This is a genomic window from Fructobacillus ficulneus, assembly GCF_001047075.2.
In the GTDB taxonomy this organism is placed as follows: Bacteria; Bacillota; Bacilli; order Lactobacillales; family Lactobacillaceae; genus Fructobacillus; species Fructobacillus ficulneus.
The window spans coordinates 251,247-266,889 of record NZ_DF968005.1; the positions used below are offsets into that span (position 1 = coordinate 251,247).

Below are 15,643 nucleotides of genomic sequence, written 5' to 3' on the forward strand. Positions count from 1 at the left end.
GCAGCTAGTCAAAGTACGTCAAATAGCCAAAGTCAAGCTAGCGCTGATCAGGCTGCTTCACAGGCTGCCAGTGCGACAACGGCGGTCTTGGGAACCAACCAAACCTTGTACAACTTTGCTGTAACCCATGGCACAACGCCAACTCAGTTGTATGCGCTTAACCCTGGGGTTACTTCACAAAACTACTCAAATTTTGCTGGTCAATCTTTGAGGATTAAATAAATAATAGGAAGTTTTTGAACTTATGAACCAACCCGCACATTTTCAAGTAGCTATCGATGGTCCAGCTTCGGCCGGCAAATCAACCATTGCTAAAATTTTAGCCACCGACTTAAAGTATGTTTATGTTGATACCGGGGCAATGTACCGGGCCATCACCTTGGCTGCTAAAAATGCGGGTCTAGATTATACAGATGAAGCCGGAATTACGGCTTTGTTGCCAGAAATTCAAATTGAATTTCTGCCTGGAGAACCAGTTCAACACGTTTTGTTAAATGGCCAGGAGGTCACGGAAGCAATTCGTTCAACTGAAATTACGAACAATGTTTCATTGGTTTCTTCCTACCAAGCAGTACGGACTGACCTAGTTAACCGACAACGGGCTTTGACCGAACAACAACCGGTTATTATGGACGGTCGCGACATTGGTACGACTGTTTTACCGCTAGCCCAAGTTAAGATTTTTCTAATAGCTTCAGTTGATGAACGAGCTGAACGACGGTTTAAGGAAAACCAAGCCAAGGGGATGAATCCTGACTTGGCAACCTTAAAAAAAGAAATTGAAGACCGTGATTACAAAGACTCACATCGAGAAATTTCTCCGTTGACAAAGGCTGAAGATGCCTTAACAGTCGACACGACAGGGCAAAGCATCGACCAAGTTGTTAGCACGATCAAGGCAATTATTGAAGACCACCAGTAAGGTGGTCTTTTTACTTTTTCAAAAAATCTGGTAGAATAGAACAAATAGGTTACGATTAACTTGAATCCGGCTCTAGCCACCCGAGTTAAACACTTATCAAAATAGACCATTTTTCATTTTAGACTATGAATATGTGCTTTTTTCTGATAAAATAGCCTTATAAGTGTAAATTGTAGGAGGACGTTTGACGTCATGAGTGATACTAACAGCGAATTATTAGCAGCTCTGGAAAGTGCTGACCAAATTAAGGTAGGGGATGTCGTAACTGGCGAAGTGCTAGCTATCGATAATGATAACCAAGCGGTTATCGGACTCCACACCGGTGAAGAAGGAGTTGTGCCAGCGCGTGAGTACTCTGACGATCGTAGCGTTAACTTGGCAGACGACTTGAAGGTTGGCGACACCATCGAAACTGTTGTTGTTTCTAACGTAACAAGCGACAAGGAAGGCGTAGCCTACTTGTTGTCAAAGAAGCGCTTGGAAGCCCGTAAGGCATGGGAATCATTGTCATTTAACGAAGGCGATGTTGTTGATGCTAAGGTTATCAACGCCGTTCGTGGTGGTTTGATTGTCGATGTTGCTGGAATCCGTGGCTTTGTACCCGCTTCAATGGTTGCAGAACGCTTCGTTTCAGACTTGAACCAATTTAAGGGACAAGACATCAAGGCAGAAGTAATCGAAATCGACCCAGCCAAGGCTCGTTTGATTTTGTCACGTAAGGCTGTTGCAGCCCAAGAACGTGCAGAAAAGTTGGCAGAAGCCTTCGGCCGTTTGGCTGTTGGTGAAGTAGTTGAAGGAACAGTTGCTCGTTTGACTGACTTCGGTGCTTTCGTTGACTTGGGCGGCGTGGACGGATTGGTTCACGTTTCTGAAATTTCACACGACCGTGTGAAGAACCCATCTGACGTATTGTCAAAGGGTGAAAAGGTTAACGTTAAGATTTTGGCCTTGGACACTGACCGTGGACGCATTTCACTTTCAATCAAGGCTACTCAACCAGGACCTTGGGACGAAGTTGCAGAAAAGGCGCCAGCCGGTACTGTTCTTGAAGGAACTGTTAAGCGTGTTAAGGACTTTGGTGCCTTTGTGGAAATCTTCCCTGGTATCGAAGGATTGGTTCACGTTTCACAAATTTCACACAAGCGTGTTGAAAACCCATCTGACGTTTTGAAGTCTGGTGACAAGGTTAAGGTTCAAGTTTTGGATGTTAAGCCATCTGAAGAACGAATCTCATTGTCAATGAAGGCTTTGGAAGAAAAGCCTGCCAACCAACGTGATGACCGTGAAGATAACAACGGTGCTTCACGTGCTGACATGGCAGCCTTCCAACAAGATGATGAAGGTGCTGCTACTTTGGGCGACATCTTCGGCGACAAGTTGTAAGATTTAAACAAGAAGGCTGGTTATCCAGTCTTTTTTTATTGGAAAGGAGCGGGAATATGGCAGCACCAATGGTAGCCGTAGTTGGCCGACCAAACGTCGGTAAGTCAACTTTATTTAACCGCATTGTGGGCGATCGAATCGCCATCGTAGAAGATATGCCAGGGGTCACTCGTGACCGTCTGTATGCGCGGGCTGATTGGCTTAATTTTGATTTTCGGGTCATTGATACTGGTGGACTAGAAATGGGCAATGCGCCCTTCCTAACGGAAATCCGCGCTCAGGTTGAATTGGCAATCGATGAAGCGGACGTCATTTTAATGGTTGTTTCTGGTCGGGAAGGCCTGACAGCCGATGACCAAGCTGTGGCAAACTTGTTGTACGGCACTGATAAACCAGTTGTTTTGGCCGTTAACAAGGTTGATAACCCAGAAATGCGATCAGACATCTATGACTTCTATTCATTGGGAATGGGCGATCCATATCCCGTTTCTGGTTCTCACGGAATCGGTTTGGGCGATGTCTTAGATGAAATTGTGAAGAATTTCCCGGATGAAGCGGCTGAACAAGACGATGATGCCGTGCGTTTCTCAATCATTGGCCGACCAAACGTTGGAAAGTCATCGATTGTTAACGCTATCTTGGGTGAAGAACGGATGATTGTTTCCAACATCGAGGGAACAACCCGTGACGCCATCGATACGCGCTTTATCACCAATGAGGGTGATGAGTTCGTGATGGTTGATACGGCCGGTATCCGTAAGCGTGGTAAGGTCTACGAAAATACCGAGCGTTATTCAGTTATGCGGGCAATGAAGGCGATTGACGATTCTCAAGTTGTTTTGATGGTCTTGGATGCTGAAACTGGAATTCGCGAGCAAGACAAGCACGTTGCTGGTTATGCGCATGAAGCCGGTAAGGCTCTAGTGATTGTCGTTAATAAGTGGGATGCAATCGATAAAGATACGCATACTATGACTGACTTTGAGAACTTAATCCGCAGTGAGTTCAAGTTCTTAGACTATGCCCCAATTGTCTTTGTTTCTGCCAAGACAGGGCAGCGTCTTGACCGTCTGCCAGATTTGATCTTAGCGGTCAATGAAAACCACGAGAAGCGGGTTTCATCATCAACCTTGAATGACGTCTTAATGGACGCCTTAGCAACGAATCCTGCGCCTTCTGACAACGGACGCCGGTTGCGGGTTTACTATGCGACCCAAGTTGCCGTGGCTCCACCAACAATTGTTGTCTTCGTTAACGATGTTGAGTTGATGCATTTTTCATACCAGCGTTTCTTGGAAAATCAAATTCGCTCAGCTTTCGACTTTTCTGGAACGCCAATTAAGTTGATTATTCGTCAAAGAAAGTGATTTTTTTACAAAAAGTAGAAAATAAACAACAATTTTGTTTTTTAATGTGCGGGAATGCTGAATTAGTGGGCTAAATTAGGGCATTTAACTACACATTTTAATTTACTTGTGCTATTCTATGCTTATGGAAGTTGCTACGGTAGCGTTCCCAGACCATCAACGATTGTCACGGAGATGGTCATTCTAAATTAATTTTTTACGAGGAGAAAAGGAATGGCAAACAAGCAAGAATTGATCGACTCAGTCGCAATGAAGACTGGATTAACTAAGAAGGATGCTGACAAGGCTGTTGCTGCAGTTTTGTCATCAATCGAAGACACCTTGAAGAAGGGTGAAAAGGTCCAATTGATTGGTTTTGGTAACTTCGAAGTTCGTGAACGTGCAGCCCGTAAGGGACGCAACCCACAAACTAAGGAAGAAATCCAAATTCCTGCATCAAAGGTTCCTGCTTTCAAGCCTGGTAAGGCTTTGAAGGATGCTGTTAAGTAAGCAAACCTTTTCTAAAAAGCACCCGTAGGGTGCTTTTTTTTGTGCTTATTAATACAGCACCTGACTTTTTTATTACTGACCGGCAATCTGATTGATATTTTAAGTGAAATATTTGACAAAGTTGTGTTTTGTTGGTAAACTTAAATCACAAATTTCACATATACTATTAGGAGGCTTTTTATGAAAGTTGCAGTCATTGGTTCAACTCATGCCGGCGTATTTGCCGCTAAGCAGATTAAGGCAGATCATCCTGACGCCGAGGTACATGTTTACGAAAAGAATCAAACAGTGTCTTTCTTGTCTTGTGGAATCGCCCTTTGGATTGGTGATAATGTGTCATCAACTGACAAGATGTTTTACGAATCTCCAGCATCAATGGAAGAACAAGGAATTACCATGCACATGGAAACCTTGGTTGAAGATGCTGACTTAAATGCTAAGAAGTTGGCTATCAAGGATTTGGCTACTGGTCAACAATCAGAAGAAACCTTTGATAAGATTGTCATTACAACCGGATCACGAGCAATTAAGCCTCGCATTCCTGGAATTGATTCTGACAAGGTCTACGATTCAAAGACTTGGAACAACGCCAAGGATTTGAAGGAAGTAACTGAGAAGGTTAAGCGCGTAATCGTCATTGGAGCCGGTTATATCGGTGCTGAATTGGCTGAACAATTGTCAGTTAACGACAAGGAAGTTACCTTAATTGATGGTTTGGACCGTGTCTTGGCCAACAACACTGCCCCTGAATTTTCCGCTGTTTTCCAGCAAGCCTACGAAGACAATGGCGTTAAGTTAGCCTTGGGTCAGATGGTATCAGCTTTTGAAGATACTCCTGATGGTATCCGTGTTAAAACTGACAAGGGAACCTATGAGGCCGATATCGCTATCTTAGGAATTGGTTTCTTGCCTAACACCGCCTTGTTCCGAGACCAAGTTGAGATGTTGCCAAATGGTGCCATTAAGACTAACAAGTTCATGGAAACTTCTGTTAAGGGTGTTTTTGCTGCTGGTGATTCAGCAACTGTCTTCTATAACCCAACCCAAAAGGATGACTACATTCCTTTGGCAACTAACGCTGTCCGACAGGGAATCTTGGTTGGTAAGAATATTGAAAAGCCAACTGTGGCTTATCAAGGAACTCAGGCTACTTCAGCGGTCGAATTGTACGAAATGGCTTATGCTGCTACTGGTTTGACCAAGCAAGCTGCCGCTCGTAAGGGTGTTGAAGCTGGTACTGTGACCATTACGCAAGACTACCGTCCTGACTTCATGTTGACGACCACACCAGTTCAAGCCGCTTTGACTTGGGAAAAGGGCACTCGTCGCATTGTTGGTGCTGCCTTCTTGTCACGTCATGATATTTCTCAAGCCGCTAATGTTGTTTCATTGGCTATCGAAAACGGGATGACGATCGACCAACTTTCAATGACTGACTTCTTCTTCCAACCAAACTTTGGTCAACCAGTGAACTATGTTTCTGCTGTTGCTATGGCAGCGGTTGCTGAAGCCGATAAAGAATAAGATTTTTGTAACAGTTTTGCTGAATAGCAAGGCTGTTTTTGATTGTATGAGAGGGCCGTCATTTTGACCCGGCAATAGATCAATTAAAAAATTCTTGCTTATTTAATCATTCCATTGTAAGCTAGTGAAGTAGTAAATTGAATATAGCGATCTGGGGTACCATTTTTGGTTGAGATTAAACCCATTGAACCTGTTAGGCTAAGACCGACGAAGGAAGATCCACACAAGCTTTTTTGCTTTGATACCATTCGTGCTGGACTTTTTTTGCCCAGGCGAGTGGTTTTTTCTTTGAAAATGGTTCCCAGAATGAAAAAGGAGAGAATCATGAAGAAGAAGTGGACATTGCAAGATGTCATTTTGTTGGCCTTGATTGGGATTATTTTCTCAGTCGTGTATTGGGTGATGGATCCTGTCTACCAAATTGCCTATAGTGCGCTAGCTGTGATTGGTTGGCAAAACTTTACCACTGAAATCACCCTAGGTGTTTGGATGATGGCTGGTCCTTTGGCTGCTTACATTCTGAAACGGCCTGGTGCTGGCTTCTTAGGTGAAATGCTGGGAGCCGCCGGTGAGATGTTCTTAGGTGGGTCTTATGGTGTTGGAACGCTTTTGTCTGGCTTAATCCAGGGAATCGCTTCCGAGCTTGGGTTTACCTTAGTTCTTTACAAGAACTGGTTTGCTGGTTTGTGGTTGTCAACTTTGACAGGAACGGTTGTAACCTTTGCCTGGGACTTGGTTAAGTCAGGTTATTCACACTACCAACTTGGCTTCCTGTTAGCCCTCTTTGTTGTTCGTTATCTATCAATTTTCTTCTTTGCCGGTGTCTTGGTTCATTTGATTACCAAGTTACTCGACCGGTCAAAACTTTTGTCCCACGACTAAGGAGGACAGCTCATGGCGCTTGATGCCAAAAAGTTAACAGTAGCCTACCGCCAAAGTCCAATCATTGAAGACCTGGATTTTACCTTGAATCCTAGTGATTTAACCCTTCTGATGGGGCCATCAGGTTCTGGCAAATCAACCTTGCTGAAGACCCTAGCAGGCCTCTATCCACAATACGGTGGTCAGGTTAGTGGGGCGGTTGAAATCGCCGGCACTGATGTCTCAACGATGCCCGCCCATGATCGGGCCAGACAAATTGCCTTGCTCTTTCAAAATCCCGATGACCAGTTTGCCATGCCAACTGTTCGCGAGGAATTTATCTTCGCACTGGAAAATTTGGAACTGAATCCGGCTGAGATTGATGAGCGAATAAATAAAGCTTTGGCCAAAGTTGGTCTATCCGATTTTATTGATCGAGCCTTTGTCACACTCTCGGGTGGTGAATTACAAAAGGTTGCTCTGGCCGAGGTCTTGGCTCTTGGTGCCAAATACTTGCTCTTAGATGAGCCCTTTGCGGCCGTTGATAGTCAGTCGCGGGCAGAGTTGCAAGTCTTGCTGCAGCAACTCAGTCAAGAGGGCTACGGTATCTTAGTTTCGGACCATGATCCGGCCGGTTACTTCGACAAAATTAAAAGCTTTTACCAAGTTAAAAATACAAACTTGTACCAAGTTAATCGCCAAGAATGGCAGCAGTACGATTACCAAGGTCAGATCAAAGTACTAGCTGAGGTTGGAGATGCAGACGCTGCTTTTGACATGAATAACCTCCGTGTCCAAAATGGGGACCGCCTTGTTTTAAACCAGGATATTTTAAAAGTTAGTCGGGGACTGATTACGCTTTTGACTGGGCCCAATGGGGTCGGAAAGTCGTCAGTTTTAAAGACCTTGGCTAAGCTCCATGGTTATGAGGGGTCGTTGACTTACCGGGACCAGGAAGTTTCTGCCTGGAAAAAGCGAGAGTATTATCACGAAATTGGTTTAGTCTTCCAAAATGCTGCCGACCAGTTTATTAATATTACGGTCCAAGAGGAGCTTGATCAGGTCCAAAAGTCCAGTCATCAAAAGCGATATTGGTCGGATGACCGGCTTGACCAGTGGGTCACGGCTCTCCACCTGAATGGCCTTGGTGACCGGTCTGTTTATACCTTGTCTGGGGGCCAACAAAAGAAATTACAACTATTATTAATGATGGTCATGGCACCGACGGTGCTTTTCTTAGATGAACCTTTAGCTGGCCTAGATGAACAATCGGTTGGCGTGGCCTTGGACTTGATTCAAAGTTGCCAGAAAGCGTTACAACTAACAATTCTGGTGGTTTCCCATCAAACCCGTGATTTAGTTGAAATTGTTGACCAACATTTGCGGTACGAAAATACTACCATTGCTAATCAGGTGGAGGTGAACTTATGATGAATGCGACACAACGCTTAGTTTTAGCTGTTTTAATTTCACTTGAAATTTCGTTAACTAAGTCGGTAACGTTGAATCTGATATTGGTCGCCGGGGCCTTATCCATTCTGTTAGTTCGCCGTCAGTCCCTCAAGCGGCTGTGCCTATACTTGGCTGTCGCGATTATTCCAGTGCTTGGGTCTTTTTGGTCCTTTTACCTTTACGGAAGTGGGACGGCAGCTGAAAATTTGCACTTTGGGATGGTTATGGGCAGTCGGGTGCTGGTTTTTATTTTCATTGGGGCCTGGCTAACGTTGGGGATGACGCCGTACGTTTTATTGGCATCCCTGCGTCAAAACCTAAAAATGTCCGCAACTTTTACTTATGGAATCCTAGGTGCCTTGAATTTCTTGCCCCGGTTTCGTCAGGCCTTCACGGCTATCCAGGCGGCCGGCATGATGCGTGGCGAGGTCTTACGGTGGTGGCAGCCAACCCTTTATTTTAAGTCCTTAGTCCATGCAATTAAGTGGTCGAAAAACTTAGCGATGGCCATGACCTCTCACGGTTTTCAAGAGGGGGCCAATCGTTCTGCATACCGTACTTACCCAATGCCTGTCAGTGGCTGGGTAGTAATGGCCGCAATGATGGCCGGTATCCAAGTGGTTTTATTCTTAGCCCGGTATTAATTTAAATATTTTTAAAAATGACAAATTAAAAAGCAGTCTGACACTGTCATTCTTCCCACTAATTGATTGGGGAAGGGTGACCAAGTGATTAGGCTGCTTTTTGATTTGTTTGGCTTTAGCAAAATTAGGACGCCAAATTAAGCTTGCTCTGTTGTTTTAGTTTCGTCTAAGTAGGCTAAAATTTCATTTTTCATTGCCTTAACAAAGGGATCCTTTTCCGATGATGGATTGGTAACTAAGCCGAGATGTCGGTAGTAGGGTGTAGCGAAGGGATAGGCTTCGATTTCACCAGTCAGACGGGTCAAGGCTAGGTCGGGTAGGACTCCCCAACCTAGGCCGGCTTCAACCATCGCCAAAATAGATTGGTCATCAATTGAGTAGTTAATGGCCTGGGGCTTAACCTGAAGTTCATCCAGGGCGACCTTAGTATCAGAATCGTAATCGGACCGCTGCAGGATAAAATGCTTGTTGGCCAAATCAGCTTGACTAATTGATTCACCGTTTTGTGGACGAAAATTAGCGGGTGTCAGGCATTTGATTTCATCATCGACTAGTGGCAAGGCATCAAGTCGGTCAACGGTTGGTAGGGCAGAAAAACCTAAATCAATTTTTCCTAAGACTAGGGCCTGCTCAATCTCGGCAAAAGACCCTTGAATTAAATTAATCTCCACAGCGGGGTATTTTTTTGCAAAGCGTTGGATAATTGTCGGTAACCAGGCAATACAAACCGAAGAGATGGCCCCGATGCGGATTTGCCCACCTTGTAAGCCTTGAAGTTTGGCAGCGGTGCTTAAAAGTTGTCGTTCTTCATTTAAAAGGCGTTCAACGGCAGGTAAGAGGATTTGCCCATTTTTGGTTACTTGCATTTCGGACCGATTTCGAATTAAAAGGGGGATGCCCAACTGTGTTTCGAGGTGGGAAATGGCGTGCGATACAGCTGAGGGGGTGATGTTTAGTTCTTCAGCGGCTTTACGGAAGGAACCGAGATCGGCCACTGTGGCAAAAATTTGATAGGTAAATGTTTTCATGCCAACTCCTAGGTGAATTTTTTTAACTTTAAATTGAAAACCTTTAGTTTTACTTACTTTAATGCTCAGTATAAACTATTAGGGTAGGAAATTAAAGGAGTACTTGTTCATGAATAATGAAGAAACGGGCTTTGCCCGCACCTTATCACAACGTCACGTAGCGATGATTGCTTTGGGTGGAACAATTGGAACAGGCCTGTTCTTAGGGGCTGGTTCATCAATCCATAAGGCTGGGCCAGCCATTTTGTTGGTTTATATTATTACGGGTCTCTTTGTCTTTGCGATGATGCGAGCCCTCGGCGAATTATTGGTATCCGACGATACCAAGCCAGTTTTTATTGACTTTATGACCCAGTACCTGGGCGAAAAGGCCGGCTTTGTCTTAGGTTGGACGTACTGGTTGGGTTGGATTGTCATTGCGATGACCGAATTAACCGCGATTGGAACCTACATGCAGTACTGGTTCCCTGATATGCCAGTTTGGCCATGGGAATTGGCTTTCTTGGTGGTCTTGTACTTTGTTAACACGATTGCCGTTAAGATTTTTGGTGAAACTGAATTCTGGTTTGCCATGATTAAGATTATCGCCATTGTGGCAATGATTGTGACCGGTTTGATTTTGGCTCTTGGCCACATCAAGACAGATTTAGGTGTGACTAAATTTTCAACGCTGTGGTCGCACGGTTTAGTTGCTAACCATGGTCATAACATTCTTTCGACCTTCCAAATGGCCTTCTTTGCTTTCTTAGGTGTCGAATTTGTTGGTATTACGGCCGCTGAAACCAAAGATCCGCTTAAAACGATTCCCAAGGCGGTTAATTCGATCGTTGTGCGAATTTTGATTTTTTACATTGGTGCTTTGTCGGCCATTATGATTATCCAACCCTGGACCAATTACCAAGCTGGCCAGTCACCATTTGTTGATGTCTTTTCAGGCATTGGCATTAGTTCGGCTGCTGCAGTGATTAATTTCGTTGTTTTGACAGCTGCCGCCTCAGCTATTAATTCGGCCTTCTTTACCACAGGTCGGATGTTGTACTCATTGGTCGGAGAAAAGTCACGATTTAAGCGTTTAAATAAGAACGCTATCCCAAAGTCAGCCATCAACCTATCAACATTAATTATTGGTTTGGCTGTTGTGGTTAATTACCTCTTCCCAACGGATGCTTTCACATTAGTATCATCAATGGCCTCTGCGGCTTTTCTGATTATATATATGGCGTTGATGTTAACCCATTTACGTTACCGGAAGCAAAATCAAGGACAAGATTTACCAAGTTTTCGTTTACCATTGGCACCTTTTAGCAACTACTTAACGATGGCCTTCTTGGCTTTGATTTTCGTGATTTTGTTGGTAACACCGGCCACGACCTGGACGACTGTCTTAGCTGCACTCTGGATGGTTGCTTTGGCGGTAATTGCTTACTTCAAATTCCAAAAATAAACCATTAGATTGACTTTAAAAACCGTTATAAATAGCGGATTTTTTTATATTTTTAATAAGAAATATTCGTAATTTTGTGGTAAAATAAAGATACATTAAGGCAAAGGGAGTCTATTAATGAAAATTGCTGTTGTTGGTTTAGGGCATATGGGTACCGCCATGGTCCAAGGCTTAAAACGAGGTTCAGAAACCTTATTGGCTTATTCTTCCAACGAGAAGAAAGCGGTCGAATTAGAAATTCCAACTTATCAAAGCTACCAGGACTTACTTAATGAAGGGCCTGATGTGGTTATTTTGACGGTGCCAGCCAAGTTAGTTACGAAGGTTTTACAAGACCTAGTTGCGGCTGGTTTATCTGAAAAAGCGGTTGTTCTATCGGCAGCGGCTAGCGTGTCTAACGCAGATTTGCGAGCGGCAGCTCCGCAAAATCCGGTAACTACTTTTATTCCTAACATTCCCGTTGCTGTGGGAGCTGGATCAATTGCTTTGGCAGAAGACCCAACCATTACTGGCGTTAATGAGGAAAACGTTCATCGACTCTTGGAATCTTTGGGGGATGTTTTGGTTGTACCAGAAAGCCAACTGGCGATTGCTGGTACGATTGGTGGTTGTTCGCCGGCGTTTATCGATATTTTGATGGATGCGATGGAAGATGCCGCAGTTGCTAAGGGGATGGACCGTGGTCAAGCGGGGGCATTGATTGCTTCTGTTGTGAAAGGCACGGCCACTTTGGCTCAACAGTCCAACCTATCCGCTGCCGATTTGAAGGGACAAATCACTTCGCCGGGGGGAACAACCATTAAAGGGGTCTTAGCCTTAGACCAGCATGGTTTCCGGCCAGCAATTCACGCAGCGATTTCAGCTGCAGCCGGTGACTAGTCAATTTTAATTCATTACAAGACGACTTTTGGTGCTTAAAGAGGCCTGAGGTCTTATTTTTTGCAGGGAATTTAGAGAGGAGGAAAACCCATGCATGCATTACCTGTTGAAATCAAAAAAGTTTGGTATCTCGTTGAAGCACTGTGGACAATTTTCGCCTTGCTAGTTGCCAAACTAGGATTTTGGTTACTGAACCATTTTACTAAGAGTGACATACCCGATTGGGTCACTTGGATTGTTTTAGGTGTTATTGTCGTTTGGACAGTATCAGCTTTCGCTCTGGTCCGCTACCGGTATAGTTTTTACCGTTTTGCTGTGAATGCAACAAACGTTGAAATTCGTCGGGGATTTTTCTTCCGCCGTCACACAGCAATTCCAATTAATCGAATTCAAAATATTGATTTAGACCAAGGACCACTGCTTCGACTCTTTCATTTGCAAAAGATTCGAATTTTAACCGGTGGGTCGGGTCATGAAATCGAAGCCCTCCCACTTACACATGCAAATGATTTTAAAAATCAGGTGATGACTTTGGCCAAGGAGGCCCGTCATGCGCGTTAATCACCTACACCCATTAGCTATACTTAGTGAAATGATTCGCCAATTAAGAGAATTTTTAGTGATTGGTTTTTCGCTCTTAGTTTTTGTCAGTATTAATTGGTGGCAATGGCTCGGATTAGGTTTAGCTTGGTTGTTATTTTCTTTAATTTCATTTTGGCGAAAGACCTATCAATTAACTGAAACTGAGTTGATTTACCGGTCGGGTGTTATCTTTCGACGGGTGAGGCACATGCCCTTCAATAAGATTCAAAATATTCATCGAAACCAGTGGTTTTTTCTGAGGCCCTTTGATTTGGAATCATTGACGGTTGATTCAGGAGGACATAGTCATCATAAGAATCAAATTATGTTGCCGTCTATTCCAACTTGGGTCGCAGAAACTTTGGAAATTAAACGCCGCGACCAAGGAGAAATGTTAACGGATGCAGTTAATCAAGCTCAAGCTGGTGAATTTAATTTTGAAGCTGATCAAACGAATCAATCGGAAAGTAGGAACCGGGTTGACGATACTTACCGTGCTTCCATTGGGTCTTTATTTGCTTACGCCGTGACAATGACAGCTGTTTTTTTTCAATTTTTTGTTTTCTTAAGTTTTTATGGTCACTTTGACCGTGATGAAGTTATTAGTCGCTGGCTTGGTCACCTGATTAAAAGTGAAGCCGCTGGTTCAGGTATTTTTGCAGCAGCCTTATTAGTTGTTGCTGGTATTTTGGTGGTTGTGTTGTTTAATGTTTTGCGGACGGTTGCGATGTATTATCGTTTTACTGTAACTCATGACCAGAACCACCTAACGATTGAACGGGGCCTTTTTGAACACAAGCTGATTCACGTCACGATTGACAGGGTTCAAACTGTTCAAATTCACCAGAACCTGCTTCGCCGTTTATTTGGCCTGGCAACAGTCAAAGTTCGGTTGATTTCAGATGCCAATGAAAGTGATGAGGTATCAAAACGATCACCGACTTTAATTCCAATTATTGGACTAACAGCGGCTTGTGAATACTTGGCTAAATGGTTTCCTCATTTTCCTGGTCGGATTATTTTGGGTGAAAAGGGACGGTATTACCAATCCCTGACGATGGCCAGAAATGGCCTGGTCATTGCTTGGCTCTTATTTGGTTGGTTGCTCATCCTTTTTCCGACTTGCTGGGCGATTGGCACCGCTTTGATACTATCACTAATTGTCGGTGGAGCAGGCTGGTATAAGGGACAGGTGACCAATGCTAAAATTATTGATGACCATGTTTTAGCAATGCGAACTGCCCGAGGTTATGAAAAAATTGTTTCCTACATTGCCAAGGATAAGATCCAATCTTTGTCGGTTCACCAAAGCTGGTGGTTATCGAAACATAACCGGCATGCGATTTTAAGGGCGATTGTCCGATCCGAAACGGGGACAATTGTTGTTCAATGCCGGTACTTACCGATTGAACGGATTGAAGAAATTTTTGCCTGGTACCAGACGCCTGATAAATAAATTTACAAAAAGACTGATTTAAATTTAAATCAGTCTTTTTTTGATATTTTGGAAAATTAAATGCTAAAAATAGGGCTATTTTTATAAAAATTAATACTATTCGTTGTATTTTGTTTTAAAAATATAAAAATGTAAGTGTTTTCAATCGATAAAAATAAACAAAAACTTCGTAATCTGATTGACATAAAAATAATGATTAGGTAGAATCAAAGCAGACAGAAATCACTGGCCAGTAAATCTGTTGGCATAACGTCTCCATCGCAAGGAGCGATAGGGACATGCGAGTCTAAGGACTGCACTTTTCAGTCGATTCAATCGACAATTAATTTTGAAGGGAAATGCTTATGTTTGGATTTTTTAAGGGACAAACACGGCCGTCAATTGTTGCGGCTAATCAGGCTGTCAAGAAGAAGTATACTCGCCGACAAGCCGGTGTTTTAACTGCTACGAGCTTTACTTATATTGGTTATTATATCATTCGTTTGGTTTTCACGACGGAACAGGTGCCAATTATGAAGGCCTATGGTTTTGACTTGACCCAAATCGGCTTGATCTTATCAACCTTTGGTATTGGCTATGGTGTCGCTAAGATTTTTATGGGTGGTTTAGTTGACCGTCTTAATTCTAAAATTTTCTTAGCAGTTGGCTTATACCTATCGGCATTCTTTAACTTACTGATTGGCTTTACCCAGAACTTTTACGTTATTTTGTTTTTAATGTTGTTAATCGCAATGACCCAAGCGATGGGTGCACCGGCCTGTCAACGACAAATTTCACTGTGGTTTTCCAAGAAACACCGTGGCTCAATTTTCGCAATTTGGGCTTCGGCTCATAATGCTGGGGCTTTCTTGTGTGTGGCCTCCGTTCAACTAGCAACTTTGATGTTTTCGGGATCATTAACAGCCGTCTTTGCCGTATCTTCTTTCTTTTCGGTCCTGATTGCGAGTTTGATGTTATTGATTAATACCGATAAGCCGGAAGATGTCGGATTACCTGATATCACGACTTATTCAGGCTATGTCGAAGTCGACGGTAGGGGACAGAAGACTGACCAGGCTACGACAGATGCCGGCTTTTATCAGGTGTTAGTTCACGATATCTTGTTGAACAAGGTTGTGTGGCTGGTTACTTTAACTTCGATGTCCATTTATATCGTCCGTTATGGCGTCATGTCATGGATTCCGTCCTACCTGCCAACAAAAGGTTTTAGTGTCAGCTGGGCTAAGTGGTTTATTGGTGTTTTCGAGTTATCTGCTGTCCCTGGTGTGATTGGAATGGGGGCTTTGTCAGACCTCATGAATGGTCGCCGGGCCTTGATTTGCCTGTATTCAACGATTGCCATGTTGGCTTGCCTAGGAATTTATTTCAATTCAAATAGTCAAGTTATCTTAACGCTGGCGCTCTTCTTCCTCGGTACATTAATTTATGCCCCAATTTCACTAGTAGGTCTCATGGTTAATGAGGCGGTGCCAAATTATGCGGTCGGATTATCGACTGGTTTTATGGGTTTCTTCCAATACATTTTTGGTGAAACAGTCGCAACTGCTTTGATTGGCCATTTGGTTAACCAATATGGCTGGGATGCCGGTTCATATGTAATTTATGCCGCCAC

Annotated in this window: 15 protein-coding genes and 1 riboswitch; of the genes, 14 read left to right on the forward strand and 1 reads right to left on the reverse strand. The window is 43.6% G+C overall.

What is annotated here, in order from left to right; all coding sequences use genetic code 11:
* The 9 genes from AOQ29_RS07730 to AOQ29_RS05950 all read left to right on the forward strand — a co-directional run.
* Positions 1–222: LysM peptidoglycan-binding domain-containing protein (locus AOQ29_RS07730; protein WP_170124546.1), on the forward strand; the 222-nt coding region annotated here is incomplete at its 5' end.
* Positions 223–244: 22 nt separating this feature from the next.
* Complete coding sequence (gene cmk, locus AOQ29_RS05915; RefSeq protein WP_061993573.1) at positions 245–922, forward strand: (d)CMP kinase; 678 nt, start codon at positions 245–247, stop codon at positions 920–922.
* A gap of 192 nt (positions 923–1,114) precedes the next feature.
* Positions 1,115–2,305, forward strand: a complete 1,191-nt coding sequence (gene rpsA, locus AOQ29_RS05920; RefSeq protein ID WP_061993574.1) for a 30S ribosomal protein S1 — start codon at positions 1,115–1,117, stop codon at positions 2,303–2,305.
* Between the two features lie 56 nt (positions 2,306–2,361).
* Positions 2,362–3,672: a ribosome biogenesis GTPase Der gene (der, locus tag AOQ29_RS05925; RefSeq protein WP_061993575.1), complete on the forward strand. Its 1,311-nt coding sequence runs from the start codon at positions 2,362–2,364 to the stop codon at positions 3,670–3,672.
* Between the two features lie 213 nt (positions 3,673–3,885).
* Positions 3,886–4,161, forward strand: a complete 276-nt coding sequence (locus AOQ29_RS05930; protein ID WP_061993576.1) for an HU family DNA-binding protein — start codon at positions 3,886–3,888, stop codon at positions 4,159–4,161.
* Positions 4,162–4,341: 180 nt separating this feature from the next.
* Positions 4,342–5,685 carry an FAD-dependent oxidoreductase gene (locus AOQ29_RS05935; protein WP_061993577.1) on the forward strand — a complete coding sequence of 448 codons (1,344 nt, stop codon included), beginning with the start codon at positions 4,342–4,344 and terminating at the stop codon, positions 5,683–5,685.
* A gap of 142 nt (positions 5,686–5,827) precedes the next feature.
* A riboswitch (TPP riboswitch) is annotated at positions 5,828–5,918 on the forward strand.
* Between the two features lie 91 nt (positions 5,919–6,009).
* Positions 6,010–6,567, forward strand: a complete 558-nt coding sequence (locus AOQ29_RS05940) for an ECF transporter S component (RefSeq protein WP_242977414.1) — start codon at positions 6,010–6,012, stop codon at positions 6,565–6,567.
* Between the two features lie 12 nt (positions 6,568–6,579).
* The gene (locus tag AOQ29_RS05945) at positions 6,580–7,977 is read left to right on the forward strand and encodes an ATP-binding cassette domain-containing protein (protein WP_061993579.1); all 1,398 of its coding nucleotides are present in this window, start codon (positions 6,580–6,582) and stop codon (positions 7,975–7,977) included.
* The gene (locus tag AOQ29_RS05950; RefSeq protein ID WP_242977415.1) at positions 7,974–8,642 is read left to right on the forward strand and encodes an energy-coupling factor transporter transmembrane component T family protein; all 669 of its coding nucleotides are present in this window, start codon (positions 7,974–7,976) and stop codon (positions 8,640–8,642) included. Before AOQ29_RS05945 ends, AOQ29_RS05950 begins: the two co-directional genes overlap by 4 nt.
* A 137-nt stretch (positions 8,643–8,779) precedes the next feature.
* Here the strand turns inward: AOQ29_RS05950 and AOQ29_RS05955 are convergent, their stop codons facing one another.
* Positions 8,780–9,670, reverse strand: coding sequence for a LysR family transcriptional regulator (locus AOQ29_RS05955; protein WP_061993580.1), 891 nt, complete (start codon positions 9,668–9,670; stop codon positions 8,780–8,782).
* Positions 9,671–9,779: 109 nt separating this feature from the next.
* Here AOQ29_RS05955 and AOQ29_RS05960 point away from each other — a divergent pair, with 109 nt between their 5' ends.
* From AOQ29_RS05960 to AOQ29_RS05980, 5 genes are all read left to right on the forward strand, one after another.
* The gene (locus AOQ29_RS05960; RefSeq protein WP_061993581.1) at positions 9,780–11,114 is read left to right on the forward strand and encodes an amino acid permease; all 1,335 of its coding nucleotides are present in this window, start codon (positions 9,780–9,782) and stop codon (positions 11,112–11,114) included.
* A 117-nt stretch (positions 11,115–11,231) separates the two neighbouring features.
* Positions 11,232–11,993, forward strand: a complete 762-nt coding sequence (locus AOQ29_RS05965; RefSeq protein ID WP_061993582.1) for a pyrroline-5-carboxylate reductase family protein — start codon at positions 11,232–11,234, stop codon at positions 11,991–11,993.
* Positions 11,994–12,083: 90 nt separating this feature from the next.
* On the forward strand, positions 12,084–12,554 hold the full coding sequence (locus AOQ29_RS05970) for a PH domain-containing protein (RefSeq protein WP_061993583.1): 471 nt from the start codon (positions 12,084–12,086) through the stop codon (positions 12,552–12,554).
* Positions 12,544–14,031: a PH domain-containing protein gene (locus AOQ29_RS05975; protein ID WP_061993584.1), complete on the forward strand. Its 1,488-nt coding sequence runs from the start codon at positions 12,544–12,546 to the stop codon at positions 14,029–14,031. Before AOQ29_RS05970 ends, AOQ29_RS05975 begins: the two co-directional genes overlap by 11 nt.
* Positions 14,032–14,375: 344 nt before the next feature.
* Positions 14,376–15,643 (forward strand): MFS transporter (locus tag AOQ29_RS05980; protein ID WP_061993585.1); only part of this gene is annotated, 1,268 nt, incomplete at its 3' end.

Excerpts from the sequence above, each read along its gene's own strand:
- cmk (WP_061993573.1), top strand. The coding sequence starts at position 245 with ATGAACCAACCCGCACATTTTCAAGTAGCTATCGATGGTCCAGCTTCG.
- rpsA (WP_061993574.1), top strand. The coding sequence starts at position 1,115 with ATGAGTGATACTAACAGCGAATTATTAGCAGCTCTGGAAAGTGCTGAC.
- der (WP_061993575.1), top strand. The coding sequence starts at position 2,362 with ATGGCAGCACCAATGGTAGCCGTAGTTGGCCGACCAAACGTCGGTAAG.
- AOQ29_RS05930 (WP_061993576.1), top strand. The coding sequence starts at position 3,886 with ATGGCAAACAAGCAAGAATTGATCGACTCAGTCGCAATGAAGACTGGA.
- AOQ29_RS05935 (WP_061993577.1), top strand. The coding sequence starts at position 4,342 with ATGAAAGTTGCAGTCATTGGTTCAACTCATGCCGGCGTATTTGCCGCT.
- AOQ29_RS05940 (WP_242977414.1), top strand. The coding sequence starts at position 6,010 with ATGAAGAAGAAGTGGACATTGCAAGATGTCATTTTGTTGGCCTTGATT.
- AOQ29_RS05945 (WP_061993579.1), top strand. The coding sequence starts at position 6,580 with ATGGCGCTTGATGCCAAAAAGTTAACAGTAGCCTACCGCCAAAGTCCA.
- AOQ29_RS05950 (WP_242977415.1), top strand. The coding sequence starts at position 7,974 with ATGATGAATGCGACACAACGCTTAGTTTTAGCTGTTTTAATTTCACTT.
- AOQ29_RS05955 (WP_061993580.1), bottom strand. The coding sequence starts at position 9,670 with ATGAAAACATTTACCTATCAAATTTTTGCCACAGTGGCCGATCTCGGT.
- AOQ29_RS05960 (WP_061993581.1), top strand. The coding sequence starts at position 9,780 with ATGAATAATGAAGAAACGGGCTTTGCCCGCACCTTATCACAACGTCAC.
- AOQ29_RS05965 (WP_061993582.1), top strand. The coding sequence starts at position 11,232 with ATGAAAATTGCTGTTGTTGGTTTAGGGCATATGGGTACCGCCATGGTC.
- AOQ29_RS05970 (WP_061993583.1), top strand. The coding sequence starts at position 12,084 with ATGCATGCATTACCTGTTGAAATCAAAAAAGTTTGGTATCTCGTTGAA.
- AOQ29_RS05975 (WP_061993584.1), top strand. The coding sequence starts at position 12,544 with ATGCGCGTTAATCACCTACACCCATTAGCTATACTTAGTGAAATGATT.